Here is a 25,332-nt window from a genome sequence, read left to right on the forward strand (position 1 = left end):
CCGCTTCAGGCGGCGTCTTTTTTTCACAATGATGTGGCAGGCAGGAGAGCATTCAGATCAATGAGTCGTCTGGCATTTATTCCCGTTCCCGTAATGATTGGCGCAAGCGCGATTATCGCCACCCGGCTGCTGGGTTTTCTGCTGCTGTTTGATGAGCTGGGCATGGCAGGCGTGGGGGATTTTATCCGTGCGAGCACGGAAAACTGGCTCAATACGTTGCTGCTGCTTTGCAGCCTGATGATTATTCTGGTGGAGGCGCACTGCGCCTATGCGGTGATGCGCGCCCGCAACTGGGGCCGCTGGCTCTATTTCGGCTGCCAGCTGCTGGTGGTGGGCTATATGCTGCTGGCCTCGTTTGACTGGTTCGGGCCGAAGATCTTCCGCATTGAGAGCGCCGACCCGGCCGAGGCGGTCAATGCGCTGGTGATGCAGAAACTGCCCGATGCGCTGGTGCTGCTGTTACTGTTCCTGCCGCCCTCCAGCCGCCGCTTTTTCTCGCGCCGCCGCTGACCCACTGGCATTGACCGGGCGCATACAGTACACTTTGCGCCCTTGATTTTCGCCCCTCTTGCGCCCGCTGCCGGGCGACACCCGACCAGGTAACTTATGCATTGCGCACAGTATGACGCCGGCACCTGCCGATCCTGCCAGTGGCTGGCCCTGCCTTATGCCCGGCAGCTGGAACAGAAACAGCAGCAGTTACAGCACTTGCTGGCCGCGCGGCCGGTGGGGCAGTGGCTGCCGCCGGTGACTGGGCCGCAGCAGGCGTTTCGCAACAAAGCCAAAATGGTGGTCAGCGGCAGCGTGGAGCGCCCGCTGCTCGGGATGCTGCACCGCGACGGCACCCCGGTGGATCTTACCGCGTGCCCGTTATACCCGGCCTCGTTTGAGCCGGTGTTTGCCGTCCTGAAAACCTTTATTGCCCGCGCGGGGCTGACGCCCTATAACGTGGCGCGCAAGCGCGGCGAGCTGAAGTTCATCCTGCTGACCGAGAGCACGCTGGACGGCGGGCTGATGCTGCGTTTTGTGCTGCGCTCAGAGAGCAAGCTGGCGCAATTGCGCGCTGCGCTACCGTGGCTGCAACAGCAATTGCCGCAGCTGCGGGTGATCTCGGTGAACCTCCAGCCGGTGCATATGGCGATTCTGGAAGGCGACACCGAAATCATGCTGACGGACGATCAGATGCTGGCGGAGCAGTTCAACCAGGTGCCGCTCTACCTGCGCCCGCGCAGCTTTTTCCAGACCAACCCGCAGGTGGCGGCCACGCTGTACGCCACGGCGCGCGACTGGGTGCGGGCGCTGCCGGTCAATGCGATGTGGGATCTGTTCTGCGGCGTGGGTGGGTTTGGCCTGCACTGCGCCACGCCGGAGATGGCGCTGACCGGCATTGAGATCAGCGCCGAGGCGATCGCCTGCGCCCGCCGTTCCGCTGATCAGCTTGGGTTAGAGAAGGTGAACTTTCAGGCACTGGACTCCACCGGTTTCGCCACCAATGAGGCGCAGGTGCCCGATCTGGTGCTGGTGAACCCGCCCCGGCGCGGCATCGGCAACGAATTATGCGACTACCTGAGCCGCATGGCACCGCCCTATATTCTCTACTCCAGCTGCAACGCCGAAAGCATGGCGCGCGATCTGGCCAACCTGCCGGACTACCGCTGCGAAAAAATCCAGCTGTTCGACATGTTCCCGCACACCGCGCACTACGAAGTGCTGACCCTGCTGGCCCGCCACTGATTCTCCCCTGCCACGGCCGCCCGGCCGTGGCGCTGCCACTGTCTCTACTAAACCTCTGAAAAACCCCGCCCCTCACAAAAGGGTGATCGCCCTCCCTGCAACGCCGGTTGGCAACGGCGTATAACACCCATGCTTTTTAGGGTTAACTCAAGGAGAGAAAGATGCCGATCCCGGTGTATCAGATAAGAAAAAGCATAACGCCATCAATTGGTGGCTATTTAGAGGTGGTCAGATGAAATGGCCTGCACTCTTTATTTTCTGCCCGGTGGTGACTTTCTATCCGGGTATGTCATGGGGAGCAGTAACGCCTGAGAATATCACCTATGCCGTCAGTGAATTTGGGGCGGATAAGATGATGGAGGTATTCAGAAAAAGTGATGCACAATGGCGTACCGTAACGGCAGGTATTGCTCACGGCGAGGAAACATGGCTTAACCTGGTGCCGTTAATCGGGGCAGAGGCGGATGAAAAACAGACCGGCGATGTAATGAATGCGTTAAGTTTTGCGTTGGTCGCTGATCCGCTGGCCACCCTGCGGGTAGTCAAAAGTCTCGATACCAGGGCAGAAAAGGGCGCCTACGCGTTAGGCCGTTTTGGTACGGATATCGTGTGTGGGGTACCGATGACGCTGGAATATACGCGCCAGTCTACCCTGAACTATTATTACCAGGTTAGGCAGTCCCTTGAAAAAATAGGTGATAAGGGTGCGGAATGTCTGGCGTTAATAAAGTTATCTATGGAAGAGATAGAGGTAGAAGAACGCCGCGGAAATATGACCTGGGGCACTAAAACCTGGCCATAAGCGTCAGGATTGCGTCAGCGGCCCGGCTTCAGGGCCGCCTTATCAGCCGACCATGCCGCCGAGGATCACCACCAGCCGGTCGAAAATCTCCCCGAACAGGCGTTCGCAGAAGGGGGCCATCAGCGGCATCATCATGCTCAGGGTCAGCATCCCGATAGTCATGGTAATCGGGAAACCGATCACAAACACCGAGAGTTGCGGCGTCATCCTGTTCAGCAGCCCGAGCGCCATGTTCAGCGTCAGCAGCAGGGTGATAATCGGCAGCGCCAGCATCAGCCCGCTGCTGAAAATCAGGCTGCCGGTCTGGGCCAGCGCCATAAACCCGTTGCCCTGTAGCGGGTTGCTGCGCACCGGCAGAGTGTGGAAGCTGTCTGCGAGCATGGAAATCAGCCACAGGTGGCCGTTAAAACTCAAAAACAGCAGCACCGCCAGCAGGTTCATGACGCGCGTCAACACCGACGTGTTGGGGCCGCTGGAAGGATCGAAGAAGGTGGCGAACGACAGGCCCATCTGCAAACCGATAATCTCACCGGCCATCCGCACCGCACCGAATGCCATCTGCATCGTCAGCCCCAGTGCCACGCCAATCATGATTTGCTGGATCGCCAGCCAGGCGGCGGCCCCGGAAAAAATCGGGGTGTCATTGGCCGGCAGGCCGGGGGCGATAAGCACCGTGATCAGCAGCCCCAGCCCCAGTTTCACGCGCGCCGGGATCTGTTTCTCACCAAACAGCGGGGCGCTGCTCAGCAAGGCCAGAATACGCAGCAACGGCCAGAAATAGAGGCTCAGCCAGTGGCCGAGCTGGGTGGTGTCCAGCGTCAGCATATCAGCCGATAATCGTCGGCAGGCTGGTGAACAGCGTGCGCATGTAGTCCAGCAACAGATTCAGCATCCACGGCCCGGCCACCACCATGGTGCCGACCACCGCCAGGATTTTCGGGATAAAGGAGAGGGTCATCTCGTTGATCTGGGTGGCGGCCTGCAACAGGCTCACCACCAGGCCGGTCACCAGGGAGACCAGCAACAGCGGGGCGGCCAGCAGCAGGGCCACTTTCATCGCCTCACTGCCCATTGCCATAATCGATTCAGGGGTCATGGTGCCTCCGGGTCAACTGAAGAAACTTTGTGCCAGCGAGCCAAGCAGCAACTGCCAGCCATCCACCAGCACAAACAGCATCAGCTTGAACGGCAGGGAGATGGTGGCGGGCGGCACCATCATCATCCCCAGCGCCATCAGCACGCTGGCCACCACCAGGTCAATAATCAGGAACGGGATAAACACCGTAAACCCAATCTGGAACGCGGTTTTCAGCTCGCTGGTGACGTAAGCGGGCAGCAGGATGCGCATCGGTACCGCTTCCGGCCCCTGCAACGGCGGCAGGTTCGCCAGCCGGGCATAGAGCGCGAGATCAGTTTCGCGCGTCTGGCGCAGCATAAATTCACGCAACGGCACCGTGCCGCGCTCCATCGCCGTTTCCATGCTGATCTTGTCTTCACTGAACGGCTGGTAGGCGTCGGTGTAGATCTTGTCGAACACCGGGGCCATCACAAAGAAGGTCAGAAACAGCGCCAGCCCCAGCATCACCTGGTTAGGCGGGGCAGAGGGTGTGCCGAGGGCGTTGCGCAGCAGGCCAAGCACAATGATGATGCGGGTAAAACTGGTCATCATCAGCAGCCCGGCGGGCAGCAGCGTCAGCGTGGTGATAAACACCAGCGTCTGTACCGGCAGCGACCAGCTCTGGCCGCCGTTGGCCAGCGGCTGGCTGACAAACCCCGGCACCTGGGCAAAGGCCGCCGGGGCCGCGAGCAACAGCAGGGCCGGCAGCCCCAGGGTCAGGGTGCGGCGCAGGAAAGAGGTAGCAGTCATGCCGATTTATCCGGGCGGTGAAGCACATTGTTCAGTAACTGGCGGAACTGGGCCGCAGCCGGGGTGGCGGTTGCGGCTGCAGGCGGCTCCGCCGGCGGTGCGCTCAGGGTATGCAGCGGGGTGATCTGGGTCGGCGTCACACCCAGCACCAGCCAGGTATTGTCCACCTCGACGATCACCACCCGCTCACGCTGGCCGACCTGGCAACTGGCCGTCACCTTCAGCAGCGCGCTGTTACGGCGCTGCGGGGCGAAGCCCAGACGTTTGACCACCCAGCCGGCCAGCAGGATCAGCAGCAGAATGCCGCCAAGCCCGGAACCGACCTGCGTCACCAGCGACCCGGTGGAGATCGCCGGGGCGGCCGGCACCACCGCCACATGGGCCGGTGCCGCGGCAGTTGCCGCCGCCGGTGGCGTGGCAACCGGCTGTGTAGCGACCGGTGGTGTGGCGACCGGCGGTGTGGCAACCGATTGTGCCGTTGCCGGTTGCGCCGGAACAGCAGCAGGCGTTGCCGGTGCGGCTGCCGCCACCGGCGCATCAGCCGGGGCAGCAGGGTGGTCAGCGTACAGGTTGGTCAGTGTCGTCATTAACGGCTCAGGCGGCGCATGCGTTCAGAGGGGGTAATGATGTCAGTGATGCGGACACCGAACTTGTCGGCAACCACCACCACTTCACCCTGGGCAATCAGGTAACCGTTGATCAGGATGTCCAGCGGCTCACCCGCCAGGCCGTCCAGCGCCACCACGGAACCCTGCGACAGGCGCAGCAGCTCTTTGATGGTCATCTTGGTGCGCCCGAGTTCTACCGTGAGCTTGACCGGGATATCGAGGATCATGTCGATATCCTGCAAATTGCCCAGCCCCTCGTGCGGCTCCAGGGATTTGAACACCCCTTCGGTGGTCGGGATCGGTTTTTCGGCAGCCTGCTGCTGTTCGTTGAACGCATCAGCCCATAAATCGTCCACGGATCCGGTTCCTGCGTCAGTCGGCTGGTTGGCGTCAGTCATTGGGCTGTTCCTCATTCAGCGAATTCAAAATAGGGTTAATCAGGTGTTCCACGCGCAGCGCGTACTGACCGTTCAGCGTACCGTACTGACTGGTCAGTACCGGCACACCATCAACATGGGCAATCAGGCGGTCGGCTTTCTCAATCGGCAGCACGTCACCCGGTTGTAATTTCATAATCTGTGACAACCGCAGCGGGATCTCGGCGAAATTCGCCACCAGCTCCAGCTCAGAGTGCTGCACCTGGTGCACCAGCGTATCGCGCCAGTTGTTGTCCTCCTGGCGGGAGTTCTCGAGCGGCGGGTTGGTCAGCAGCTCGCGCAGCGGTTCAATCATCGCGAACGGGATACAGATGTTGAAATCCCCGCTCAGCGCACCGATCTCGACGTGGAACGGCGTGGTCACCACGATGTCGTTCGGCGAGGTCGTGATGTTGGTGAACTTCACCTGCATCTCGGCACGCACGTACTCGATGTCAATCTTGTAAATCGCGCTCCAGGCGTCACCGTAGGCATCCAGCGCCAGCCGCAGCATCCGCTTGATTACCCGTTGTTCCGTGTGGGTAAACTCACGCCCCTCGACCTTGGTCGGGAAGCGGCCGTCACCGCCGAACAGGTTGTCAACGGCGATGAAGACCAGGCTCGGCTCAAACACGAACAGGGCGGTGCCGCGCAAGGGCTTCAGCTGCACCAGGTTCAGGTTGGTCGGCACCGGCAGGTTGCGGGCAAACTCATGGTAAGGCTGAATCTTGATGCCGCCGACCGTGATGTCCGGGCTGCGTCGCAACAGGTTAAACAGCCCCATCCGGAAGTGCCGGGCAAACCGCTCGTTGATAATCTCCAGCGCCTGCAGGCGTTCACGCACCACGCGGCGCTGGGTCGTCGGGTCATACGGCCGGACATCATTTTCACTGCCGGTGGCGGCAACAGGTTCATCACTGTTGCTGTCACCGTTCAGCAGTGCGTCAATCTCGGCCTGGGAAAGGATGCTATCGCCCATAACCGGTCACCGTAAGATAAAGGCGGTGAACAGGACATCTGTCACCTTTTGTTCCGGCTGGCCAGGCACCATGGACGGGCGGAGCACGTCTTTGATCTGGCCGATAAGTTGTTGCTTGCCCGCTTCACTCGCCAACTGGGCCGGCGTCTGACGCGACAGCAGCAACAGCAGGCGGCTGCGCACTTCCGGCAGGTAGCCGGTCAGGGTGGTGCGGGTCTCTTCATCCGGCAGACGCAGGGTCAGCCCGACATAAAGGACACGGTCCGGGTCGTTGGTTGGCGTCTGGAGATTCACGGTAAAGGTGTCCAGCGGCATAAACACCGGAGGCGCAGGCGGCTGAGGTTTCGCGCTGACTGTACCCTCGGTATGATTATGCATCCTCCACCAACTGTAGCCCGCTGCCGCGCAGGCGGCAATGGCGACCACGATGAGAATGATCATCCAGGGGAAGCGTTTACCTTTGGCTTTGTTGGCTTGTTCAGACATGGATAAGTCAGTTTCCTGTAACGTTAGCGCCCGGCACGCGATGCATGCCGGACTAGATGTTGCGATGATTATCGCGGTTATCGGCCCGGACAATAGGTGGAATAGGCATGGAAAACCGGCTTACCTCATCCGTTTGTGTGGGCAGGGGCTCAAAGCGTCAGGCAAAGGTGTCCACACCGCCGCTGCCGCCAAGGCGTGAGACCAGGCTGGCCGGGGCAGCCAGCGGTTCAGCGGCGGCACGGGCATCCGTGGCCCCCCAGCTGTTTGGCGTGCTGCGGCCGCCCTGTTGCTGGGCCGTCTGCTGCTGTTGCGCCTGCTGCCAGGCGCTGCTGTCACTGCCGACGCTGCTTTGCCCCAGGCTGATGCCGCTCTCCGCCAGCGCCGTGCGCAGGTGCGGCATCGCGGCTTCCACCGCGGCGCGAACCTGCTGATGCGCGGAGACGAAGTGCAGCTGCGCCTGGTCGTTATCAATTTTCAGGCTTATCTGCAATGCTCCGAGATCCTCCGGGTGCAGGCGCAGTTCTGCGCTCTGCTGGCCGTGGCGGGTAAACATCAGCACCTGCTGGCCGAGGGCCTGCTGCCACTCAGGCGTGGCCAGCGGGCTGGTGATCTGCGGGGTGGCCGCCACTGCGGCGGTTGCGGTGGCAGTGGCAGCCGTTGCGGCAACCGGCATCGCCAGCGCCTGCACAGCAGGTTGCGGTGTACTGTCAGTGACCGGGGCCGGCAGCTCTTTTTGCGGCTGGGCCGCTGAGAGCAGCGTTGCTGCGCTCTCCAGGCTCTCCGCCGGGGCCACGGCCGGTGTGGCCGCCGCCGCGGTGTTATCGGTGTCCTGAGCCGTGTGCGCGGCAGCCGGTGAGGCAGTGGACGTCGTCGCGGTGGCCAGCGCCGAGCTCAGGGCCGAGGTGGCGCTGCCGCCGGGTGCCGCGGCCGTATCACGTGCGGTTTTCCCGGACGCCGCCGCCGTGGTGCCGGACGTGGCCGCCTGTGCCGGGGCCATCACCGGGGCCGGCAGGCCGAGCATAGCGAACAGGGACTGGATCGCCTGTTGATCGTCTTCTTTATCCGCACTGCCGGCGGCGTCTGTGTCGCTTTTCTCCACGCGTGCATCACGGCTGGTCAGCGCAGCCGGGGCGGCACCGGGCTGGGTCAGTTTTTCCACGGCAGCAGCCAGCTGGCTCACCAGATCGGCGGCCTGCGTTTTACCCGCCGTGGTTTTGCCGGTGGCCGCCGCTGCTGCCAGCGCCGTTTTGCCGTCAGCCGTCAGCGCGGTGAAACCTTTGCCTTTTGGCTCACCTGCCGCCGTCAGCGCGCTGCCGGGCACACCGGCGGCCAGTTGCCCTAACTGGGCGTCAAGCTGGCCGGCGAAATCCAGGCCGGTCTCCTCCGGCTCCAGCCCGGCAGTCAGGCCATTGGCGGCCGCCGGGGAGATCGCGGTGGTGGCGGTCTCCGCCGTGGGGGCGAGGTTCAACAGAGTGAGGTTCATTGTTCTCGGTTCCTGTAGGTGCTGCGTTGCGCAAATTCATCCATGCGTTTTTGGTCCAGCCGCCCCTCAACCACCCGCTGCTGTAACAGGGCGCGGTCAGCCAGCGTCTGGTAAGCATTCAGCCGTTGCTGTTTGTCCTGCCAGTGGCTCACCGCCTGATCCAGGCGCTGGTTCCACAACGCCAGCTGGCGGCGGTGCTGCTCGATGGCCTTGTCCAGGGTCTGGATAAACTGCTGATAGTTTTGCCAGCTCAGCGCATCGATGCCGCCGTTCAGCGTGCTGTTCAGCTGCTGGCGGTACTCATCCTGGTAACTGAGCAGCATAGTGAGCTGCTGTTCGGCATTAAGATGCGACTGGCGCACCTGCCCAAGCTGGGTGACCGCCTGATCCAGCGCCTTTTGCGCCAGATCGCGCAGGGTGTTCATCGGGGAGAGACTGTTCATCATGGCCTCACGGGAAAAAACGCGTTGCCGGTCAGCCCGGCAACAGGGTGTTCAGGTGGTCGCAGGAGGCGGTAAAGTCGCTCTGCTCATGAATGCCTTGCTGCAACAGCGCTTCCATCTGCGGGTAGAGGCGGATGGCGCGGTCCAGCAGCGGGTCACTGCCGGCGGCATACGCCCCGACGCTGACCAGATCGCGGTTGCGCTGGTAACTCGCCAGCATCTGTTTGAACTGGCGCACCCGGCGGTAGTGGGTGTCATCAATCAGCGAGGTCATTGCCCGGCTGATGGAGGCTTCAATATCGATCGCCGGGTAGTGGCCGGACTCTGCCAGGCGGCGTGACAACACCACATGGCCGTCAAGGATGGCACGCGCGGAGTCGGCGATCGGGTCTTGCTGGTCATCGCCTTCGGTCAGCACGGTATAGAAAGCGGTGATCGAGCCGCCGCCATCCACGCCGTTACCGGCACGTTCCACCAGCGCGGGCAGCTTGGCAAACACGGACGGCGGGTAGCCTTTGGTGGCCGGCGGTTCGCCGATCGCCAGGGCGATTTCACGCTGCGCCATCGCGTAGCGGGTCAGGGAGTCCATGATCAGCAGCACATGCTGGCCACGGTCGCGGAAATCTTCGGCGATGCGGGTGGCATAGGCAGCCCCCTGCATACGCAGCAGCGGCGAGACGTCCGCCGGGGCGGCGATCACCACTGAGCGCGCGCGGCCCTCGGCACCCAGAATATTTTCAATGAAGTCTTTGACTTCGCGGCCACGCTCGCCAATCAGCCCGACCACAATCACATCGGCCTGGGTGTAGCGTGCCATCATGCCGAGCAGCACGCTTTTCCCGACGCCGGAACCGGCGAACAGGCCCATACGCTGGCCGCGCCCCACGGTCAGCAGGGCGTTGATGGCGCGCACGCCGACGTCCAGCACCTGCTCAATCGGGGTACGCAGCAGCGGGTTGACCGGGGCGGTCATCAGCGGGGCGCGGAAGCCGGTCTCCGGCGGCGGCAGGCCGTCCAGCGGCTTGGCCGCGCCGTCCAGCACCCGGCCGAGCAGCTGCGGGCCAAGCGGCAACTGCTTGCCGCTGCTCTGGCCGTCCTGCGTCATGCGGGCATAGACCCGCGCACCGGGCAGGATGCCTTCCACTTCTTCCAGCGGCATCAGGAACAGGCGCTGCCCCTGGAAACCGACCACTTCACTCTCCACTTCCTGCACCTGATGGTTGGCGTCCATCCGCTCAATAATGCAGGTGGCACCGAGCGGCAACTGGAGGCCGGTCGCCTCCAGCACCAGCCCGGTGGCGCGGGTCAGGCGGCCGTAACGGCGCAGGGCCGGGGTGCGGGTGATGCGCTGTTCGGCATCATCCAGGGCGTGCAGTAACCGGCCTAAACGGGCTGTCATACTTCCCCCGGTGCCGCCAGGCGGCAGAGTTCCTGCCAGCGCGTGGAGAGCGAGGCATCAAGGTCACCATCTTCCGCGCTGACTTTGCAGCCGCCACGGTGGATCTGCGGGTCAGAGACCAGCCGCCAGCCGTTGAGGCTCAGTGTCACGCCGAGCTGCTGCTCCACGCGGTCATAATCCTGCGGGCTGACCCGCAATTGCGGCTTGCCGCTGAACATCGGTTCCTGCTGAATAAGCTGCTGGATCTGGCTGAGCAGCGCCGCGCCGTCACACTGCGGCGCCTGGCCGAGGATCTGTTTCGCGGCCGTCAGCGCCAGCTGCATCAGGCGGGAAGCGATCACGCTGTCGAGCGAGTCCAGCGTCTGCTGGAAATCGGTGACCATCGCCTGCCACTGTTCAGTCAGCGGCTGCTGCTGCGCCTGGGCGGCGTCGAGCCCCTGCTGCTGCCCGGCCTGATAACCGGCCTGGAAGCCGGCGTCATACCCCTGCTGTTTACCCTGCTGGAAGCCTAACTGGTGGCCCTCCTGCTGGGCCTGCTGGCGTAACCCGGCCAGTTCATGCTGGCGCGAGTGCTCTTCGTGCTCCACCAGCACATCGTAGGCGGCCTGGAAGGCCGGCTCCATGCGCTTCGGGGCAGGGGAGAGATCGTTAAGTTTCCACGGTTGCCACGGCAGCCGGTTAAGCGCATCAGACATAGGTATCCTCGCCACCACCAATCATCATTTCGCCGGTTTCCGCCAGACGGCGGACAATCAGCAGGATCGCTTTCTGCTCTGCCTCGACCTGCGACATACGCATCGGGCCGCGGTTGGCCAGGTCGTCGCGCAGGATATCGGCCGCACGCTGCGACATATTGTTGAGGAACTTGTCGCGCAGCGGCTGTTCGGCACCCTTCAGGGCGACCAGCAGCGACTCGTTGTCCACTTCCTGCAACAGGCGCTGGATGCTGCGGTCGTCGACCTGCACCAGGTTTTCGAACAGGAACATCTCGTCGACAATCTTCTGCGCCAGCTCGCCGTCGTAGCCGCGCATCGCGTCCATGACCGCTTCTTCCTGCTGGGTTTTCATCAGGTTGATGATCTCGGCGGCGGTACGCACCCCGCCCAGCTTGCTGCGCTTGAGGTTCTGGCCGTCGAGCAGGTTGTTCAGCACTTCGGTCAGTTCCGCCAGCGCTGCCGGCTGCACGCCGCCGAAGGTGGCGATACGCAGCATCACATCGTTGCGCAGGCGTTCGTCGAACTGCGCCAAGATGTCGGCGGCCTGGCCGCGCTTCAGGTGCACCATAATGGTGGCGATGATCTGCGGGTGTTCGTCGCGGATCAGGTCGGCCGCCATCAGTGGTTCCATATAGTTGAGCGTTTCCATGCCGGTGGTGGTTTCACGCGACTCGAGGATGTCCTCGAGCAGGCTGGAGGCGCGTTCCTCGCCCAGGGCCTTGACCAGCACCGAGCGCAGGTAGTCATTGGTGTTGATGCTCAGGGCCGCATACTGCTCGGCATCCACCTCGAATTCGTTGAGCACTTCCGCCATGACTTTGGTGGAGATGTGATGGGTATTCGCCATCGCGCTGCTCAGCTGCTGTACCTCGCGCGAGGAGAGGTGTTTGAACACCTCCGCCGCGCGGTCTTCGCCCAGCGTCATCAGCAGGATGGCGCTCTTATCGGTTCCGGACAAACTCATAGCTCGGTACTCATCCATTGGCGGATCACCAGGGCGACCACGCGAGGTTCTTTATCGGCCAGCTCCTGGATACGCTGGGTCTGGACTTCAATACTGACACGCTGCTGGGAACGCTTGCGCTGGGCCAGTTCATCACTGCTCGGCTTGGCGGCCGGGGCATTTTCTGTGGCGGCAATCGCCTGGGCAGCAGCAGCGGCAGCCACGGCGGCCTCTTGTGCCTGTTGCTGTTTACGCAGTTGCGGGCGAACCAGCTTGCGCCACAGGATCCAGGCCACAATCAGAATCAGCAGGTAACGGCCGGCCTCAATCAGTTGCTCGAAGAACGACTGCTGTTTCCAGAACGGCAACTCAACCGGCAGATCCTGCGCATCGTTAAACGGCGTGTTGACCACGTTCAGGCTGTCGCCGCGCTCGGCGGAGTAGCCCATCGCCTCACGCACCAGATCGTTGATCTGCTTAAGCTGGGCGTCGGTTAAGGCTTTCTGTTTGCCGTCTGCGCCGGTGGCGTAGTTCACTACCACCGCCACAGAGAGGCGCTGCACGCCGCCGGCACTTTCCGTGGTATGGCGGATGGTGCGGTCCAGCTCGTAGTTGGTGGTTTCATCATGGCGGCTGCTGCCGGATGCGGTGCCGCGCGCCGCGGTGGCGGTGCTGCGGGTCGCGGCATCAGCGGTTTTGTTGGCCGCCGCATTCTTGGCGTTTGCCGCATTTTTGGCCGGTGGCGTATCAATCGGTGCGGTGGTGGCCGGTGCCGGCTGATTGGTGAGCGCGCCCGGCACGCCGCCGACCGCTGAACCCACTTGTTCATTGGTGCTCAACTGGCGGGAACGGATAGAAGCTTTGTCCGCGCTGCCGTTCGGCTGGTATTGCTCATCCGTCTGCTCGCGGGCAGCGAAGTCGATCTGTGCGGTAACCTGCGCATGGACGTTACCGGCCCCGACCATCGGCGCCAGGATATTCTCGATGCGGCGCTGGAAGCGGCTCTCCAGCTCATTGGTGAACTTCAGCTGGGTCGCGTTCAGGAAGCGCTCACCGCCTTCGTTCTGGGTCAGCAGGTGGCCGCTCTGGTCAACTACGGTCACGCTCGCCGGCGGCAGGCCGGAAACGCTGCTGGAGACCATATAAACGATGGCGTTGATCTGGCCGTCATCCAGCGCACGGCCGGGTTGCAGCGCCAGCGTTACGGAGGCCGACGGGGATTTCTGCTCACGCACAAACAGCGACGGCTTCGGCATCGCCAGGTGGACGCGCGCACTCAGCACCGGGCCGAGGGTTTCAATGGTGCGTGACAGCTCGCCTTCCAGACCACGCTGGTAGTTGATCTGCTCGCTGAACTGGCTGATGCCGAACTTCTCCTGATCCATCAGTTCGAAGCCCACCGCACCGCCTTTCGGCAGCCCGGCCTGGGCCAGGCGCAGACGTGTCTCATGGACACTCTCCGCCGGCACCAGCAGCGCACCGCCGTTATCCGCAAAGCGGTAAGGGATGTTCATCTGCGTCAGCTGCGTGACGATATCGCCGCCATCCTTATCGTTCAGGTTACTGAACAGGACGCGATAGTCCGGGCTGCGCGCCCAGAGCATCATGGCAACGACAATCGCCACTGCCGCGGCGGCGGCAATCAGCAACGGAATTTTTGGGTTGGCGCGCAAACGGGTAAACAGCGCATTCATGCCGTTTTCACGGTTTTCGCCGGTAGCGGTCGCGGCATTCATGAGGCCACCTCGTTACGCTGCAAACGGATGTGAGTAATGGTATAGAGTTGCAAAACGGACTCCCTGGCGGTTTGCGTTGACGCGTCAAAAGGCACTGGACCTGGTAATAGGAAATGTCCCAATTTTCAGGTGGGCCATTATTTGCTGTTGACAGAAAATTCGATGGGTGAATAAGCCGTGTTTTTTGCAGCTATTTAGACGCTTTAGCCAAAAAACCCTGTGATAGGGTGTCAGCCATCAAAAGCATATCGTCCGCCGGCGCGTCCGGCGCGGGCTGACACCAGAGAGAAAAGTATGTCAATTCAGGGTATTCAAAGCGTCCTCCAGCAGATGCAGGCCACCGCGCTCCAGGCTGCCGGCCCCGCTGCCACCGCCCAGCCGTTGCAGCACGCAGGCTTTGCCAGCGAGCTGAAAGCCGCTGTCGGCAAGATAAGCGACATCCAGAACAGTGCGCGTATTCAGTCTGAGAAGTTTGAGCTGGGCGTGCCCGGCGTCAGCCTGAATGACGTGATGGTGGATCTGCAGAAATCCTCTGTCTCCCTGCAACTCGGTGTGCAGGTGCGTAACAAGCTGGTTTCCGCTTACCAGGAAATCATGAACATGCAGGTGTAGTGAGGGCTGATGCCCGGGCCACAACGTGTTGCCGAGGTATTCGCCGCTTTATCATTTTGTTTTGCCTGAATTTTAATCATTACCAATGAATTTACTACGGTTATTCACACGGCTGCCGATAATGTGTTCAGGCAAAATAAGGCAAGGTGATTCTGATGCAAACCAACATGATCAACACAGAAACGATGATCCGGGATGAGTTCGACGCCTGGTATTCCGAGGGTGGGGCGGAACCTGAGGCGATTGCGCGCACAGGCGACCGTTACCGGCTGTTACAGGCACAACAGGCCTGGGTGGCATTCCGGGCCGGCTGGCAGGCCCGCCGCATCCCGGAGAGTGAGTAATGCATTACTTTCTGGCAGCACTTGGCGCGCTGATTACCGGCACCGCCATGGTGTCTGACAATGGCATCGCATTAATTTGCGGCACAATCTGGCTAAGCACAGCCTGTGTCTGCATGGCAATTCAAAAGTTAGGAGAAAAAAATGGCCGCTGAAATCATCCCGTTTAAAAAACCCTTGCATCAGCTTACCCAGGCCCAGCAACACCTCTGCGAGGCCCTGAAACTGGTACGCGACGGTGGGCACCAGCCGATGGCCGTTGACCTGCTGTTAAGCCGGGCGCATGAGCTGGTATATGATTATGTGGAAATTGCCGGGAAACGCTAAGCAGGCTGATGCCCTCTGCCTTCACCGGCGTGTCACCGCGATTCTTTACGCTGTCTTATGAACTGCTGATAAAAAAAGCTGTCTTTACAAACCCGGCTGCCGGGCGCATATGCAATAATGCAGGGCTTGCAGCGCGGAAGGGCGGGCAATACTGACAGAGTGAGGAGAGTAACCGAGTGGCAAACATGCGCGTTAAACAGGGAGTGAGCTGGTGGTTTTTCCCCTATATCCGGCTGGTATGCTGGGTGTATGCAGTACGGGGACGCGAGCTGAGTGACCAGCAGCTGGAACAGCGGGTCATGCGCCATCTGCACCCCTCGCCGCATAAACGGCGCAGGCATCAGGTTATCCTGAGTAAGCTGCGCCTGAAGGGCTGAAAGGAAGGCAGGCACCGGCAGGCTGAATCTGCCGTTCTCTTCTATACTTAACGGACAACCCGTGAGTCAATGGAGAGCACCATGTCTGAACAGCCCGATCACAACGCGCCTTTCCCCAATAAACATCACGGTCTGCCCGAAGATGCGCCTAATTCACCCAATCCCTATGAAGAGGATGATCTGGTGAATAAAGAGGGGGAGATCCCAAGAAAGCGCGATGACAGCAACGATGATGAAGAAGATCCTTACGAATCAGACTCTAAATAACCCCTGATTACGTATCACCAAGGCCGCCTGCGGGCGGTTTTTTGTTGCCGCTGCCCGGCCGGGCAGACAGATTAGCCTGATTGTACATTAGTTCACCAGGATGTGATGTCCGGCAGATTTCCGCTATACGGCTTGCCTATACTTCTTATGCCCATGTCGGGCCTGGAGGTAGTTATGTCCGAACGTCCTGATGAAATTGACCCGCTGCCGGATGATGATATGGTTCCTGAGACCCCGGAAGAGTTTCCTGAAGAGGATGATCCATTAGGGGATGATCCTTTAGGGGATGATGATGAGGAAGAAGTGCCTCTGACCCCGGATGACGTGTAACCCTTTTCTGCCTTAAAACCGCCTGCGGGCGGTTTTTTCCTGTCTGGCTGCCGGGCGTTTTCACCAGCGGGCCGCGTGCGTCTGCTATCTTTAGGGGTAACACCCGGCTTCAGGGGTAACACAATAAGGAGAAACAGGATGTCATTAGAGATTGAGAAAACGTCCGACGCGTCGGGGCGCTACCGGTATGCGGCGACCTGCCGGGAGGCAGATTACCAGTTTGAGGTCACGGGCCAGGGGGCCACCGCCACCGAGGCGGATGCTGACCTGAGAAAAAATATCACGGAGATGGCGCAGCGGCTGGATGAACTGATGCAGATGAGCAAAGTCTCGGCCTGACAGCAGGCCGGCGTCAGGTATTGCGGGCGGCCACCATGGCCGCCCGCAATCTGTCAGGCAAACGTCTCGTCCGGCGCTTTCAGGATCATCGCTTCCAGGGCATGCCGGTAAACATCCAGCTTCACCACATCATGCTCGGTTTCCAGTTTTTCAATCAGGTTGGCAATGATCGCTTTGTTGGTCACAAACTCATGGGTCTTAAGCAACTCCGCCACAATCTGTGCGACAACCTCTGACTCCGCCGCCGACATCGCGGCCGGATTGTTAAAATACTGGGCAATTTCATGTTCCGCAGAGACGGGTTGTTTATTCATTTTTGTTCCCTTAAATAGCGTATTCCGCATACCGCCTGTTCCACATCTCGCTGGATGGGCAGGCCGCAGGTTATCCAGACAGGTGTATAAATAAAAAAAACCTCTGAAAGTGAAACCAAACACCGTCAGAGGCAACGTGATGCATCCGTTATTGTTATGACAGGCGAGCACTCCCTGCTCCCCGATAAACTTATACAAAGATGAAAATTTTGCGTAACTTTAGCCTGAGCTTTTTGTGTGGTAGGAGGAGTGGGTAAGCAGACTGTCGGGCAGGGGGAAAGAGAGGGGAGCGATCTTGCCGGGGCCGCCCAGGTGGCCGCCCCGGCAAGGGTTAACCGTGCAGTGGAGAGTGACGTTTGCCCGGCCCCCGGGATGTCACGCAGAACCGGGAAATCATGGATCGATACGCGGCTGGTCAATCAGCGCATAGAGGCAGCCGCGCAGCTTGATCAAATCGTCAGGATTGGTCGCCGCATCCTCAGAAGCCAGATCCAGCGCTTTATTGACCTGTTTTGAAATCGTTGCCCTGGTCTGTGCATCCAGCGCATTCATCAGCGCGGTTACCGCAATTTGAAGGGCTTCTACCTGAATCAATGTCTCTTTTGAGGCCACATCATTTTCTGCCAGTTTCACCAGCAGTTCCGCTATTAACGCTTTCATAAGATCTCCACACAATAAGGGGTCGTTAGCGCGCTCATAGTAATGCGGAAATTCATAAGCCTGATAGCAAAATTTTAATAGGTTGTTGTGCTTTTTCTCACAAATTGCAAAAGGCGGAAAGAAAACCTGCGTGTTGCTAAAAATGCGGCGCACTTGCTGTCGGTAGGGTTTGCACTATCCTTGAAATGTTCTTAACAAAAAGGAGTGAGTTATGAAAAAAGTCATTGTGGCTTCTGCGGTTATTCTTTCTGCCCTGTTGTCCGGCTGCGCCAGCAGCAATTACGCCATCCATACCATTGATGGCCGGACGATCGTCAGCGACGGCAAACCAAAAACAGATAACGAGACCGGCATGATCAGCTATAAGGATGCCTGGGGTAACAAACAGCAAATTAACCAGAATACCGTGAAGCAGATGCAGGAAATTAAAAACTGACCTTTATCTCCCGCAAAAACCCCGTCTCTGCGGGGTTTTTTATAATGGAAGAAAGGAAACCCCGCAGAAGCGGGGTTTTTTATTGCCGGCTTTTCAGAGCAGGGCCCGGACATAGGGCACGGTACGTAGATAGCGCACGGCCAGGTAGGTGACGCCGAACATCACCCCGGAGAACAGCAGGGAGGCAAAAGGCCAAATCAGTTTTTCATTGACATTGATAAGCCGGGTAATGGCCAGATACACCACCATATGCGCCAGGAAAATACCAAACGAGCACTCTGCCACCAAGGTAAGCCGTTGCTTTATCAGCGGGCTAAAAGTAAAGCGGGCATTCAGCATAAGGTAGAACAGGGCAGCGGAGGCCACCACAGCCGGCGGATAGAAATAGGTGTAGTACGTTTCCCGCGGGGCATGGGCTGCCAGCGATACCGAACGGGTACCGGTAAACATCACGATGACCGCCAGAATAAACAGGCCCAGCGCCAGCCAGCCGCGCTGCCGGGTAAAGCCTATATCTTTAATAAACAGGGGCAGGAACAGGAAAATCACATAGGCATTAAAGTTATTCAGCGCCATATTGCCGACAAACGCAATATTGATCCTGAAAGCATCGCTGAGAAACGGAAACAGGCAGGAGAACAGAAAGGTCAATATTGCATAAAATAAGCAGAGCGGCCGCCCGCCTTTATAGTAGAGCAGTGAAACCAGCGGCATCAGCAGGTAAAGGCCAATCAGCGCATATAAAAACCATAATTGAGCCATCGCATTATGATTAATCACCACATCCACCAGCCAGTGCCGGCTGAAAATATCTTCACCGGTAAGCAGCCCGTAAATCAAAGACCAGGCCAGCAATGGCAGGGCGATCCTCGCCAGCCGCCGGCGTAAAAAGGTACGGATATCCATATCCTCTTTGATCAGCAGAAAGGCAGAAATCATAAAAAACAGGGGAACACAAAAGCGGGCAAGTGAATAACAAAGGTTAGTGATGTTCCAGGCGGCACTGTCAATAGGGGCCATGTAAAACGTATTCATCGAACCGTGAATCAGCACCACGGCGCCAATGGCGATAACGCGCATCACATCAAGATTAAAGTTTTTTTCCATACTTCCCTGCACGGTACGTGAGTAAAGATAAGTCGTTTATTCTTATAAGAGAGACAAATAATTATCAACAAATTTAGGTTAGGGGAGAGTAAAAACCTGATCGCCATTCCATGCCGGCCAGAATGAAGCGACATCCGGCCCGGGTGAATTCTTTAAAGAGTGAATAAACCTTCAATCCTGGTAACAGGGCGGCAAAAGTCCTTCCCCAGACGATTTGCCGCCTTATTCCGGCAGGTGCCCCGGCGGCCCCATTAATAAAAGCGGCGGGCGCAGCCGCTTGCGCACCCAGAGGCAGACCATCATCAGCAGGGTGGAGAGCGACACCAGCGCCGGGATGATCACAATCAGCGTCTGGTAACTCAGCGTGACGGTGTGTTCACCCGGCGGCAGGCGCACCCCCATAAAACCATCATCCAGCGGCACCGGGGCGACGCTCTGCCCATCAACAATCAGCCTGTAACCAGCGTACATCACATAGGGCAGGGTATAGAGTGCCGGCGCCGGAACAGAGACATGGAACGTCGGATAGCCGTTGATGTAACCGCCCGGCGAGGGCAGAAGATGATTGCGCGCGGTTGGCGGTAACGTCTGGGCGGCCAGCAGCTCGTAGGTATTGCCCTGCATGGTGCGGGTGTTGAGGTAATCGGCGTACAGGCGCGTGGTCTGGAACCTTGGCAGCGGCTGGTCGAGGGCACTTTTTACCGGCAGCCAGGCGGTGGCCAGAAGGGCGGCGAGCATCAGGCCCGCTGTACCGCGCCGGTGGGTCAGCAGCCACTGCAACGGCACCACCGCATAGAGCGCCAGCAGTGCGCAGGCGCACATCAGCAGCCGCCACGAAAACTGCATGATATTAATCACGGGCGTGTGGGCGGGCAGCCAATTCCAGTTCATCAGGTTGGTGGTCAGCAGCACCATCACCAGCCCGGCCACCAGCAGGGTTTTACCCCGGCGGGCCACTGGCATCAGCAGTGCTGCCAGGCTGAGCAGCAGCAACGGCAAACCGGGGGAGGCGTAGGTGCCGTTCTGGGTCAGCCCGTAATGGCTGGGCAGGCCGAGCAGCGTTTGCAGCAGGTCGCTTTTATAACGGTCCATATGGCGGTAGCTGAACAGCATCCCCTTAAAGGCATACACATCGGAATAGACCATATGGTAGAGCAGCGGCCCCCAGTAGAGGCAGGTCAACGCCAGAATCAGCAGCACCGAGCGCGCCAGGAACAGCAGGTTCTGGCGGGTAAACAGCGCCCGGGCGTTCAGGGCGGCAAACAGCAGGAAAAAGAGCAGGCTGACCACCACGCTGGGGATATTGGAGAGCAGGATCAGGGAAGCTGAAAGCGGGATCAGCCGGGCGTCCCGCCGGTCACTGATAAGCGAGCTGCACCCCCGCACAAACAGCGGCATTACGGCCATCGCCAGGCATTCGCCCACCGCAAAACGGATATAGAGATTATTCAGGAAATAGGCGGAGGTAATAAACAGCAGGCCGCACAGGGAGCCGGCCGCCAGGCTGCGGTGTTCACGCTTACCGGCGTAAAAAGCGGAACCGAACCCGACAGCCAGGATAAAGGCGAACACCAGTTTCATCTGCACCACGTCAGACGCCAGGCCAAAGGTCAGCCCCCGCGCCAGCAGGAACAGCAGCGAGCTGAGCGGCGGGTAGAACATCTGCCAGGAATAGCCATACTGGTTGGGGTTCCAGTAGTCAAACAGCGGCGGGAACTGGCCGTGGGCCAGCGCCTGGTTGAGTGAGGTCATGCGCAGCAGGTGCGCTTCCCAGTCATGCCCGTACCAGATGCCTGTGGTCAACAGCGGCAACACCACAATAACGGCCATAGCGGCGAGTGCCGCCCAGCGCAGACCCTTTTCTGTACCCATGATGTTGCCCTTTCTCACGCCTGATGCCGCTGCCTGCGGTGCCTGCCCGCTGATCCATGTCATGCCGGGCGGATAAACGATAAGGGCTTTTGCGGCGTCATGCTATGGGAGGCGATGCACTTATTCTCATTTTGTGCAGTGCATTCCATCCTGAACGGGTGTCAGCCGTTGCGCAAACCGCAATCGGGGCAGGCGATCTGCCGCTGGTGGCCGCGGATGGCGGTAGGCAGAAAGCCAAAACGCTTACGAAAACGTTCGGCAAAGCGGGAGCCGCTCTCATAGCCGACGCTCTGGGCAATCACGGCAATCGCCGCATCGGTGTTCTGTAACAGGTGCAGGGCGTGGGTCATGCGGGTATCCGCGATAATATTGCGCAGCACTTCCGCTTCGGCGGCGAGCCGGCGGCGCAGCATGACTTCGTTCATCTCCAGCCGTTCAGCCACTGTGGCCGCCGGCCAGGCATGGGAGATATCGGTCAGCAGCAGTTCCCGCACCTGCTGGCTGAGCGTCACCGGTGGCGCGGTATGCAGCCTCACACCGTGCTGGGCCAGCCACAACACCTGCTCCTGCATACGGTGGCGGGCGATAGGCGCAGGCAGCGAGGGCATCCCCATCAGCGCGTCGAAAAAGGCGTCAAAGGCCTGGGTAAACTGGTTGGCCGGGTCGGGGATAATGGCCGCAGAAGTGACCGGCGACAGCAGCGGGGTATGCTGCCGGCCAAAGTCTGCCACCAGCGACGGGTCGCAGGCGATGGCTTTGCCGGCGTACAGGCCTTTCTCATCCAGGCCGTTATACACGTCCAGCGTCTGGCCGCCGTTCAGCGCCAGCATTTCACCCTGACGGATCCGCAGTTCCCCCCCGTGGGTACGCAACACGTTATAGCCGTGTGTCACATAAATCAGGCAGGGCCGGCTGACGTAAAGTGACGGCACGCACAGCGCACTGTGTTGGATCAGGTGCCCGGCAATGCCGACACCGGGGTAAGCGCGAATTTTCCGTTCCATAAGTGTTCAGAGTGATAGAGAGTGGCTGCCCGCATCCGGCGGAGGGTGTGGCCGGCAGGAGACACCGGCACGCGAAAAAACACCAGCCTGCCGGGCGCGGCAGGCCGCGTTACTGCGGGTCGCCCTGGAGCATGGTGTACTGCCCATCGAACTTGCCGTAGGCGTGATGCAGATCTTTTTTACGGCCGGTATTGCCGATAAGCTCGGCCAGCTTGCCCATCCGGGCGTTAAGCAACTGCTTAACCTGGCTCTCGTTATCGAGAATACGCGTCAGCATACTGCGGATCGTCTCCTGCACCTGCTCAGGTACGCCGTCATTGACAGGGAGGGCGGCGGTGCTTTCTACCGCCTTGGCATAACTGATCTCGAGCTCAACCAATTCCTGCCACTGTTCCTGGTGTGCCAGGGCGAGCATCTGCTCGCTGAGGGACAGAATCTGTTGGTAAGCGGTAACAAGGTGCGGGTGACGATCCATTATTTCACGTCCTGAGAAGGTTGATAGTGTGGTCCAATCTGGCGCCAGGCATCCGCGATATTATCTAACAGCGCGGAAACCTCTTCGAGAGCCGGTAAGTCATTGTGCAAATTAGCCTGCAACAGGCGACGGCTCATATACTCATAGAGATTATCCAGATTATCGACCAGCTCGCCGTCCTGTTCACGGTCAAGCCCGGCACGCAGGCCGCTGTCGATGATATTGATCGCTTTAGAGATCGCATGGCCTTTGTTGGCAATGTCCCCTTGCTCCATGAAAATCTTTGCCCTTACCAGGGCGCTTTGCGCCCCGTCAAACAGCATGACAATCAACTGGTGCGGGCTGGCACTCATTACCCCGCTTTCCAGGCTGACCTGCTGGTAAGAGTGAGCCCCCGAACGATGGTACATATGTCGTCCTTATGAACTTGACGTGCTGAACTGCTGCGTCAGGTAACTGGCTGTGTTATTGAGTTTGGAAACAAGCGTATCCAACTGGGTAAACTGGGCTTTGTAACGCGCCATGGTGGCATCAATGCTGTCGCTCATGTCGTCATAACGCTGGCTCAGGGTCTTCAGCGTGCTGTTGATGCCGTCGGTGGCATTTTTAATCACGCCCTCTTTGCCGGTCGCGGTGCTCAGCATGTCCGTCAGGGTGTTATTCATCACGGTGGCGAAACCGGTGGTTTTGCCGTCGCCGACAAAGTAGTCCGTGACGCCCTGTGGGTTATTAGCCAGGGCGGCCGAGAGTTTGGTGTCATCCACCAGCAGGTTACCGCTGGAGCCATCAGAACCGATGGCCGGGTCCTGGGTAATGCCGAGCTGCGCCATGATCGCCAGGCTGCCGCTCTGCACCGTGGTCAGCTGGCTGCGCAACTGGGACTGGATGCTGCGCACGTTACTGTCGCCGATCAGCGCACCGTTGGTGCTGGACTGGTCTTCACCGGTTTCCACTTTGGTGTATTTGGTGACGGTGGCAATGGTGCTTTGCAGCGAGTTGTACGCTTTCACCCACGCGTTGATCGCGGCTTTGGTGTCATCGGTGGCGCGCGTCACTTCCAGCTGCTCTGAAGCACCGGAGACGCTGGCGGATTTCAGCTGCAGCGTCACGCCGGACGGCGCATCCGTAATGGTGTTGCTGCTGCGCTCAATCGCCACGCCGTTCACCGTCAGCTTGGCATTCTGAGACTGCACCTGCTGGGTCATGCCGTTGCTGCTGCCGCCTGCGGTGTAGCCGATCACGGCCTGCAGGGCGTCATCACCGCTGACGCTGACGGTCATGTCATAGTCGGTGCCGGTGGATTTGGAACTCAGCATCAGGCGGTAGTCACCGTCATCCGCTTTAATAATGCTGGCCGAGACATCGCCGCCGCTTTTGTTGATGGCGTTCGCGATGCCGGTCAGGCTGGTCTGGTCATCCGTCAGGCTGATGCTCAGCGGGGTGTCGTTACCGGCCTGGGTAATGGTCAGGGTACGGGTCGCGCCGGTGGTGCCGAGCTGCGAGGTATTGCTGCTGACTGAGCCGGAAAGCAGGGTCTGCGCTTTGGCAATCTGCGTCACGGAGACCGAATAGCTGCCGGTGTTGGCGGTGCTGTCGGTGGTCGCGGTAAACGCGGTATTGCTGCTGCTGACGGTGGTGCTGTTAAACGCGGTGCTTTTGGTCAGCGCTTCGGTTGCCGTCTGCAGGCTGGTCAGGGAGCTTTGCAGCTTGCCATAGGCACTCAGCTGGCTGTTATAGCTGCTCTGCTGGGTGGTAATGGTGGTCAGCTTCGATTGCTCAGCGGTTTCGAGGGACGTATATAATGTGCTGAGATCGAGGCCCGATCCTACCCCCAGGTTACTGATAGTCGCCATGGTGCTTCCTTAATGTTGAGTATGTACCTGAAAGCAGGTATCGGCCCGGATGCGTAAAAGTTTACGTAAAGTCAAAAAAAATGATGCGCGGAATAGCGCGGAAGAATAGGGGGTATTGTGGCGATAGTGGCAGCAACCGGAACGGCGCGCCGGTTAACGGCAAAACGTCACCGCAGCCGCTGCCCGGGAATAGCGCTCTGAAAGGGCATCGGTATAAGCGGACGTGTGTATAAGAGAAGAGGGCACGCGCCCGGCATTACTGGTTCACCAGAAAACGCCGCCAGTATAAAGGCGTGCCGCCGTCACTGATATAAAAGAAAGCCACAAGAAAACGCGCTGATTAACCGCATTGCCCCTGCATTTTCCCCTCCCGGAAGAATATTTGAAATTAGTTTTCCTTTATTATCATTGCGTTAATTGATTTTGAAAATTTCTTTTAAAGTTCCCCCATAACGCGCCGATAAATTTTAGGACGGTGAGAGACGCCGTGAGCAACTAGCTCAAACCTAAACCTAATTTGCGATTAAGGAATACCACTATGTCAGTTATCAATACTAACCTGATGTCCCTGACTACTCAGAACAACCTGAACAAATCTCAGGCCGCTCTGGGCACCGCTATCGAGCGTCTGTCATCTGGTCTGCGTATCAACAGTGCAAAAGACGATGCGGCTGGTCAAGCAATCTCCAACCGCTTCACCTCTAACATCAAAGGCCTGACTCAGGCAGCACGTAACGCCAACGACGGTATCTCCATGGCGCAGACCGCTGAAGGCGCGCTGAACGAGATCAACACCAACTTGCAGCGTGTTCGTGAACTGACCGTACAGGCAGCGAACGGCACCAACAGCGACAGCGACCTGGCTTCCCTGCAGGATGAAGTGACCGCTCGTCTGTCTGAAATCAACCGCGTTGCCAGCCAGACCTCTTTCAACGGCACCAACCTGCTGGACGGCACTGCCGGTACCTCTGGTGTAGTTAAAATTCAGGTTGGCGCAGACGACGGCCAGACCATCGACCTGGACCTGACCGGTGCAAAAGCTGACACCACCACCCTGGGTGTGGCTTCCATCGACCTGAAATCCCTGGCAGGTACTGAACTGGCAACTATCGACACCGCCATCAGCACCGTTGACAAAGCACGTAGCGGCCTGGGTGCGGTTCAGAACCGTTTCGAGTCCACTGTTAACAACATCAACAACACCGTAACCAACCTGAGCGCTGCACAGTCCCGTATTCAGGATGCTGACTACGCGACCGAAGTCTCTAACATGAGCCGCGCACAGATTCTGCAACAGGCTGGTACTTCTGTACTGTCCCAGGCGAACCAGGTTCCACAGGGCGTTCTCTCCCTGCTGCGTTAATCCCGCACTCTGGTTTCGTTCCCAACCCCGCTCCGGCGGGGTT

At 59.4% G+C, this 25,332-nt stretch carries 34 protein-coding genes; 13 read left to right on the forward strand and 21 right to left on the reverse strand.

What is annotated here, in order from left to right; all coding sequences use genetic code 11:
* The first annotated feature begins 60 nt into the window (after positions 1–60).
* The 3 genes from CYR55_RS09960 (at position 61) to CYR55_RS09970 (ending at position 2,536) form a co-directional block, all read left to right on the forward strand.
* A complete protein-coding gene (locus CYR55_RS09960) occupies positions 61–510 on the forward strand; it encodes a YbjO family protein (protein ID WP_101815995.1) in 450 nt (149 codons plus the stop codon).
* 96 nt (positions 511–606) lie between these two features.
* Complete coding sequence (gene rlmC, locus CYR55_RS09965) at positions 607–1,734, forward strand: 23S rRNA (uracil(747)-C(5))-methyltransferase RlmC (protein WP_101815996.1); 1,128 nt, start codon at positions 607–609, stop codon at positions 1,732–1,734.
* A gap of 232 nt (positions 1,735–1,966) precedes the next feature.
* Positions 1,967–2,536, forward strand: coding sequence for a hypothetical protein (locus CYR55_RS09970; protein WP_101815997.1), 570 nt, complete (start codon positions 1,967–1,969; stop codon positions 2,534–2,536).
* Positions 2,537–2,578: 42 nt separating this feature from the next.
* Here the strand turns inward: CYR55_RS09970 and fliR are convergent, their stop codons facing one another.
* The 13 genes from fliR to fliF form a co-directional block, all read right to left on the reverse strand.
* Positions 2,579–3,361, reverse strand: a complete 783-nt coding sequence (fliR, locus tag CYR55_RS09975; RefSeq protein ID WP_101815998.1) for a flagellar biosynthetic protein FliR — start codon at positions 3,359–3,361, stop codon at positions 2,579–2,581.
* A gap of 1 nt (position 3,362) precedes the next feature.
* A complete protein-coding gene (gene fliQ / locus CYR55_RS09980; protein ID WP_101815999.1) occupies positions 3,363–3,632 on the reverse strand; it encodes a flagellar biosynthesis protein FliQ in 270 nt (89 codons plus the stop codon).
* 12 nt (positions 3,633–3,644) lie between these two features.
* Positions 3,645–4,385, reverse strand: a complete 741-nt coding sequence (gene fliP / locus CYR55_RS09985; protein WP_175580798.1) for a flagellar type III secretion system pore protein FliP — start codon at positions 4,383–4,385, stop codon at positions 3,645–3,647.
* Between the two features lie 14 nt (positions 4,386–4,399).
* A complete protein-coding gene (fliO, locus tag CYR55_RS24165; protein WP_420912730.1) occupies positions 4,400–4,933 on the reverse strand; it encodes a flagellar biosynthetic protein FliO in 534 nt (177 codons plus the stop codon).
* Positions 4,934–4,989: 56 nt separating this feature from the next.
* Positions 4,990–5,409: a flagellar motor switch protein FliN gene (gene fliN, locus CYR55_RS09995; protein WP_101816002.1), complete on the reverse strand. Its 420-nt coding sequence runs from the start codon at positions 5,407–5,409 to the stop codon at positions 4,990–4,992.
* Positions 5,402–6,406, reverse strand: a complete 1,005-nt coding sequence (fliM, locus tag CYR55_RS10000) for a flagellar motor switch protein FliM (protein ID WP_101816003.1) — start codon at positions 6,404–6,406, stop codon at positions 5,402–5,404. The genes fliN and fliM overlap by 8 nt, the downstream gene beginning before the upstream one ends.
* A gap of 6 nt (positions 6,407–6,412) precedes the next feature.
* The gene (fliL, locus tag CYR55_RS10005) at positions 6,413–6,892 is read right to left on the reverse strand and encodes a flagellar basal body-associated protein FliL (RefSeq protein ID WP_101816004.1); all 480 of its coding nucleotides are present in this window, start codon (positions 6,890–6,892) and stop codon (positions 6,413–6,415) included.
* A gap of 157 nt (positions 6,893–7,049) precedes the next feature.
* Complete coding sequence (locus CYR55_RS10010; protein WP_101816005.1) at positions 7,050–8,375, reverse strand: flagellar hook-length control protein FliK; 1,326 nt, start codon at positions 8,373–8,375, stop codon at positions 7,050–7,052.
* Complete coding sequence (gene fliJ / locus CYR55_RS10015) at positions 8,372–8,818, reverse strand: flagellar export protein FliJ (protein ID WP_101816150.1); 447 nt, start codon at positions 8,816–8,818, stop codon at positions 8,372–8,374. The genes CYR55_RS10010 and fliJ overlap by 4 nt, the downstream gene beginning before the upstream one ends.
* 31 nt (positions 8,819–8,849) lie before the next feature.
* A complete protein-coding gene (fliI, locus tag CYR55_RS10020) occupies positions 8,850–10,217 on the reverse strand; it encodes a flagellar protein export ATPase FliI (protein WP_101816006.1) in 1,368 nt (455 codons plus the stop codon).
* Positions 10,214–10,912, reverse strand: coding sequence for a flagellar assembly protein FliH (gene fliH, locus CYR55_RS10025; protein ID WP_101816007.1), 699 nt, complete (start codon positions 10,910–10,912; stop codon positions 10,214–10,216). The genes fliI and fliH overlap by 4 nt, the downstream gene beginning before the upstream one ends.
* Entirely contained in the window at positions 10,905–11,897 is a 993-nt protein-coding gene (gene fliG / locus CYR55_RS10030; protein WP_101816008.1) for a flagellar motor switch protein FliG, read from the reverse strand. Before fliG ends, fliH begins: the two co-directional genes overlap by 8 nt.
* Entirely contained in the window at positions 11,894–13,612 is a 1,719-nt protein-coding gene (gene fliF / locus CYR55_RS10035) for a flagellar basal-body MS-ring/collar protein FliF (RefSeq protein ID WP_101816009.1), read from the reverse strand. The genes fliG and fliF overlap by 4 nt, the downstream gene beginning before the upstream one ends.
* Positions 13,613–13,906: 294 nt before the next feature.
* On the opposite strand from fliF, the gene fliE reads away from it, so the two are divergent.
* The 8 genes from fliE (at position 13,907) to CYR55_RS10065 (ending at position 16,205) form a co-directional block, all read left to right on the forward strand.
* The gene (fliE, locus tag CYR55_RS10040) at positions 13,907–14,224 is read left to right on the forward strand and encodes a flagellar hook-basal body complex protein FliE (RefSeq protein WP_101816010.1); all 318 of its coding nucleotides are present in this window, start codon (positions 13,907–13,909) and stop codon (positions 14,222–14,224) included.
* A 155-nt stretch (positions 14,225–14,379) separates the two neighbouring features.
* Complete coding sequence (locus CYR55_RS10045; RefSeq protein WP_101816011.1) at positions 14,380–14,568, forward strand: hypothetical protein; 189 nt, start codon at positions 14,380–14,382, stop codon at positions 14,566–14,568.
* Entirely contained in the window at positions 14,568–14,720 is a 153-nt protein-coding gene (locus CYR55_RS23540) for a hypothetical protein (RefSeq protein ID WP_165699567.1), read from the forward strand. The genes CYR55_RS10045 and CYR55_RS23540 overlap by 1 nt, the downstream gene beginning before the upstream one ends.
* Positions 14,710–14,892: a hypothetical protein gene (locus CYR55_RS10050; protein WP_072928526.1), complete on the forward strand. Its 183-nt coding sequence runs from the start codon at positions 14,710–14,712 to the stop codon at positions 14,890–14,892. Before CYR55_RS23540 ends, CYR55_RS10050 begins: the two co-directional genes overlap by 11 nt.
* Before the next feature lie 176 nt (positions 14,893–15,068).
* A complete protein-coding gene (locus tag CYR55_RS10055) occupies positions 15,069–15,269 on the forward strand; it encodes a hypothetical protein (RefSeq protein WP_146000971.1) in 201 nt (66 codons plus the stop codon).
* A gap of 81 nt (positions 15,270–15,350) precedes the next feature.
* On the forward strand, positions 15,351–15,536 hold the full coding sequence (locus tag CYR55_RS10060) for a hypothetical protein (RefSeq protein ID WP_101816013.1): 186 nt from the start codon (positions 15,351–15,353) through the stop codon (positions 15,534–15,536).
* A gap of 174 nt (positions 15,537–15,710) precedes the next feature.
* Positions 15,711–15,866: a hypothetical protein gene (locus CYR55_RS23545; protein WP_165699568.1), complete on the forward strand. Its 156-nt coding sequence runs from the start codon at positions 15,711–15,713 to the stop codon at positions 15,864–15,866.
* A gap of 138 nt (positions 15,867–16,004) precedes the next feature.
* On the forward strand, positions 16,005–16,205 hold the full coding sequence (locus tag CYR55_RS10065) for a hypothetical protein (RefSeq protein ID WP_101816014.1): 201 nt from the start codon (positions 16,005–16,007) through the stop codon (positions 16,203–16,205).
* Between the two features lie 53 nt (positions 16,206–16,258).
* Here the strand turns inward: CYR55_RS10065 and CYR55_RS10070 are convergent, their stop codons facing one another.
* Together CYR55_RS10070 and CYR55_RS10075 are read right to left on the reverse strand one after the other, a co-directional pair.
* Positions 16,259–16,519 carry a biofilm/acid-resistance regulator YmgB/AriR gene (locus tag CYR55_RS10070; RefSeq protein ID WP_165699569.1) on the reverse strand — a complete coding sequence of 87 codons (261 nt, stop codon included), beginning with the start codon at positions 16,517–16,519 and terminating at the stop codon, positions 16,259–16,261.
* A gap of 393 nt (positions 16,520–16,912) precedes the next feature.
* Positions 16,913–17,179, reverse strand: coding sequence for a sigma-S stabilization anti-adapter protein IraP (locus tag CYR55_RS10075; RefSeq protein WP_101816016.1), 267 nt, complete (start codon positions 17,177–17,179; stop codon positions 16,913–16,915).
* Between the two features lie 211 nt (positions 17,180–17,390).
* Here CYR55_RS10075 and CYR55_RS10080 point away from each other — a divergent pair, with 211 nt between their 5' ends.
* A complete protein-coding gene (locus CYR55_RS10080) occupies positions 17,391–17,615 on the forward strand; it encodes a YgdI/YgdR family lipoprotein (protein WP_101816017.1) in 225 nt (74 codons plus the stop codon).
* A 93-nt stretch (positions 17,616–17,708) separates the two neighbouring features.
* Here the strand turns inward: CYR55_RS10080 and CYR55_RS10085 are convergent, their stop codons facing one another.
* The 6 genes from CYR55_RS10085 to fliD form a co-directional block, all read right to left on the reverse strand.
* Complete coding sequence (locus tag CYR55_RS10085; protein WP_101816018.1) at positions 17,709–18,722, reverse strand: acyltransferase; 1,014 nt, start codon at positions 18,720–18,722, stop codon at positions 17,709–17,711.
* 222 nt (positions 18,723–18,944) lie between these two features.
* Positions 18,945–20,594, reverse strand: a complete 1,650-nt coding sequence (locus tag CYR55_RS10090) for a glycosyltransferase family protein (protein ID WP_101816019.1) — start codon at positions 20,592–20,594, stop codon at positions 18,945–18,947.
* A 161-nt stretch (positions 20,595–20,755) separates the two neighbouring features.
* Positions 20,756–21,598, reverse strand: a complete 843-nt coding sequence (locus tag CYR55_RS10095; protein ID WP_101816020.1) for a helix-turn-helix transcriptional regulator — start codon at positions 21,596–21,598, stop codon at positions 20,756–20,758.
* A gap of 109 nt (positions 21,599–21,707) precedes the next feature.
* Positions 21,708–22,073 carry a flagella biosynthesis regulatory protein FliT gene (gene fliT / locus CYR55_RS10100; RefSeq protein ID WP_101816021.1) on the reverse strand — a complete coding sequence of 122 codons (366 nt, stop codon included), beginning with the start codon at positions 22,071–22,073 and terminating at the stop codon, positions 21,708–21,710.
* Positions 22,073–22,483, reverse strand: coding sequence for a flagellar export chaperone FliS (gene fliS / locus CYR55_RS10105; RefSeq protein ID WP_101816022.1), 411 nt, complete (start codon positions 22,481–22,483; stop codon positions 22,073–22,075). The genes fliT and fliS overlap by 1 nt, the downstream gene beginning before the upstream one ends.
* 9 nt (positions 22,484–22,492) lie before the next feature.
* Positions 22,493–23,926: a flagellar filament capping protein FliD gene (gene fliD, locus CYR55_RS10110; RefSeq protein WP_101816023.1), complete on the reverse strand. Its 1,434-nt coding sequence runs from the start codon at positions 23,924–23,926 to the stop codon at positions 22,493–22,495.
* A 538-nt stretch (positions 23,927–24,464) separates the two neighbouring features.
* Here fliD and CYR55_RS10115 point away from each other — a divergent pair.
* A complete protein-coding gene (locus CYR55_RS10115; protein ID WP_101816024.1) occupies positions 24,465–25,289 on the forward strand; it encodes a flagellin N-terminal helical domain-containing protein in 825 nt (274 codons plus the stop codon).
* Positions 25,290–25,332 lie beyond the last annotated feature (43 nt).

Origin of the sequence: Chimaeribacter californicus (assembly GCF_002858675.1) — a bacterium.
GTDB lineage: Bacteria > Pseudomonadota > Gammaproteobacteria > Enterobacterales > Enterobacteriaceae > Chimaeribacter > Chimaeribacter californicus.

Coding starts and splice junctions, on each gene's coding strand:
- fliT (WP_101816021.1), bottom strand. CDS start 22,073: ATGGATCGTCACCCGCACCTTGTTACCGCTTACCAACAGATTCTGTCC.
- CYR55_RS10045 (WP_101816011.1), top strand. CDS start 14,380: ATGCAAACCAACATGATCAACACAGAAACGATGATCCGGGATGAGTTC.
- CYR55_RS09960 (WP_101815995.1), top strand. CDS start 61: ATGAGTCGTCTGGCATTTATTCCCGTTCCCGTAATGATTGGCGCAAGC.
- fliR (WP_101815998.1), bottom strand. CDS start 3,361: ATGCTGACGCTGGACACCACCCAGCTCGGCCACTGGCTGAGCCTCTAT.
- CYR55_RS23545 (WP_165699568.1), top strand. CDS start 15,711: ATGTCCGAACGTCCTGATGAAATTGACCCGCTGCCGGATGATGATATG.
- CYR55_RS10090 (WP_101816019.1), bottom strand. CDS start 20,594: ATGGGTACAGAAAAGGGTCTGCGCTGGGCGGCACTCGCCGCTATGGCC.
- CYR55_RS10070 (WP_165699569.1), bottom strand. CDS start 16,519: ATGAATAAACAACCCGTCTCTGCGGAACATGAAATTGCCCAGTATTTT.
- CYR55_RS10010 (WP_101816005.1), bottom strand. CDS start 8,375: ATGAACCTCACTCTGTTGAACCTCGCCCCCACGGCGGAGACCGCCACC.
- rlmC (WP_101815996.1), top strand. CDS start 607: ATGCATTGCGCACAGTATGACGCCGGCACCTGCCGATCCTGCCAGTGG.
- fliM (WP_101816003.1), bottom strand. CDS start 6,406: ATGGGCGATAGCATCCTTTCCCAGGCCGAGATTGACGCACTGCTGAAC.
- fliF (WP_101816009.1), bottom strand. CDS start 13,612: ATGAATGCCGCGACCGCTACCGGCGAAAACCGTGAAAACGGCATGAAT.
- CYR55_RS09970 (WP_101815997.1), top strand. CDS start 1,967: ATGAAATGGCCTGCACTCTTTATTTTCTGCCCGGTGGTGACTTTCTAT.
- fliJ (WP_101816150.1), bottom strand. CDS start 8,818: ATGAACAGTCTCTCCCCGATGAACACCCTGCGCGATCTGGCGCAAAAG.
- fliS (WP_101816022.1), bottom strand. CDS start 22,483: ATGTACCATCGTTCGGGGGCTCACTCTTACCAGCAGGTCAGCCTGGAA.
- fliL (WP_101816004.1), bottom strand. CDS start 6,892: ATGTCTGAACAAGCCAACAAAGCCAAAGGTAAACGCTTCCCCTGGATG.
- fliD (WP_101816023.1), bottom strand. CDS start 23,926: ATGGCGACTATCAGTAACCTGGGGGTAGGATCGGGCCTCGATCTCAGC.
- CYR55_RS10065 (WP_101816014.1), top strand. CDS start 16,005: ATGTCATTAGAGATTGAGAAAACGTCCGACGCGTCGGGGCGCTACCGG.
- CYR55_RS10060 (WP_101816013.1), top strand. CDS start 15,351: ATGTCTGAACAGCCCGATCACAACGCGCCTTTCCCCAATAAACATCAC.
- fliG (WP_101816008.1), bottom strand. CDS start 11,897: ATGAGTTTGTCCGGAACCGATAAGAGCGCCATCCTGCTGATGACGCTG.
- fliQ (WP_101815999.1), bottom strand. CDS start 3,632: ATGACCCCTGAATCGATTATGGCAATGGGCAGTGAGGCGATGAAAGTG.
- fliE (WP_101816010.1), top strand. CDS start 13,907: ATGTCAATTCAGGGTATTCAAAGCGTCCTCCAGCAGATGCAGGCCACC.
- CYR55_RS10085 (WP_101816018.1), bottom strand. CDS start 18,722: ATGGAAAAAAACTTTAATCTTGATGTGATGCGCGTTATCGCCATTGGC.
- CYR55_RS10050 (WP_072928526.1), top strand. CDS start 14,710: ATGGCCGCTGAAATCATCCCGTTTAAAAAACCCTTGCATCAGCTTACC.
- fliH (WP_101816007.1), bottom strand. CDS start 10,912: ATGTCTGATGCGCTTAACCGGCTGCCGTGGCAACCGTGGAAACTTAAC.
- CYR55_RS10115 (WP_101816024.1), top strand. CDS start 24,465: ATGTCAGTTATCAATACTAACCTGATGTCCCTGACTACTCAGAACAAC.
- CYR55_RS10095 (WP_101816020.1), bottom strand. CDS start 21,598: ATGGAACGGAAAATTCGCGCTTACCCCGGTGTCGGCATTGCCGGGCAC.
- fliN (WP_101816002.1), bottom strand. CDS start 5,409: ATGACTGACGCCAACCAGCCGACTGACGCAGGAACCGGATCCGTGGAC.
- CYR55_RS10080 (WP_101816017.1), top strand. CDS start 17,391: ATGAAAAAAGTCATTGTGGCTTCTGCGGTTATTCTTTCTGCCCTGTTG.
- fliI (WP_101816006.1), bottom strand. CDS start 10,217: ATGACAGCCCGTTTAGGCCGGTTACTGCACGCCCTGGATGATGCCGAA.
- CYR55_RS10075 (WP_101816016.1), bottom strand. CDS start 17,179: ATGAAAGCGTTAATAGCGGAACTGCTGGTGAAACTGGCAGAAAATGAT.
- CYR55_RS23540 (WP_165699567.1), top strand. CDS start 14,568: ATGCATTACTTTCTGGCAGCACTTGGCGCGCTGATTACCGGCACCGCC.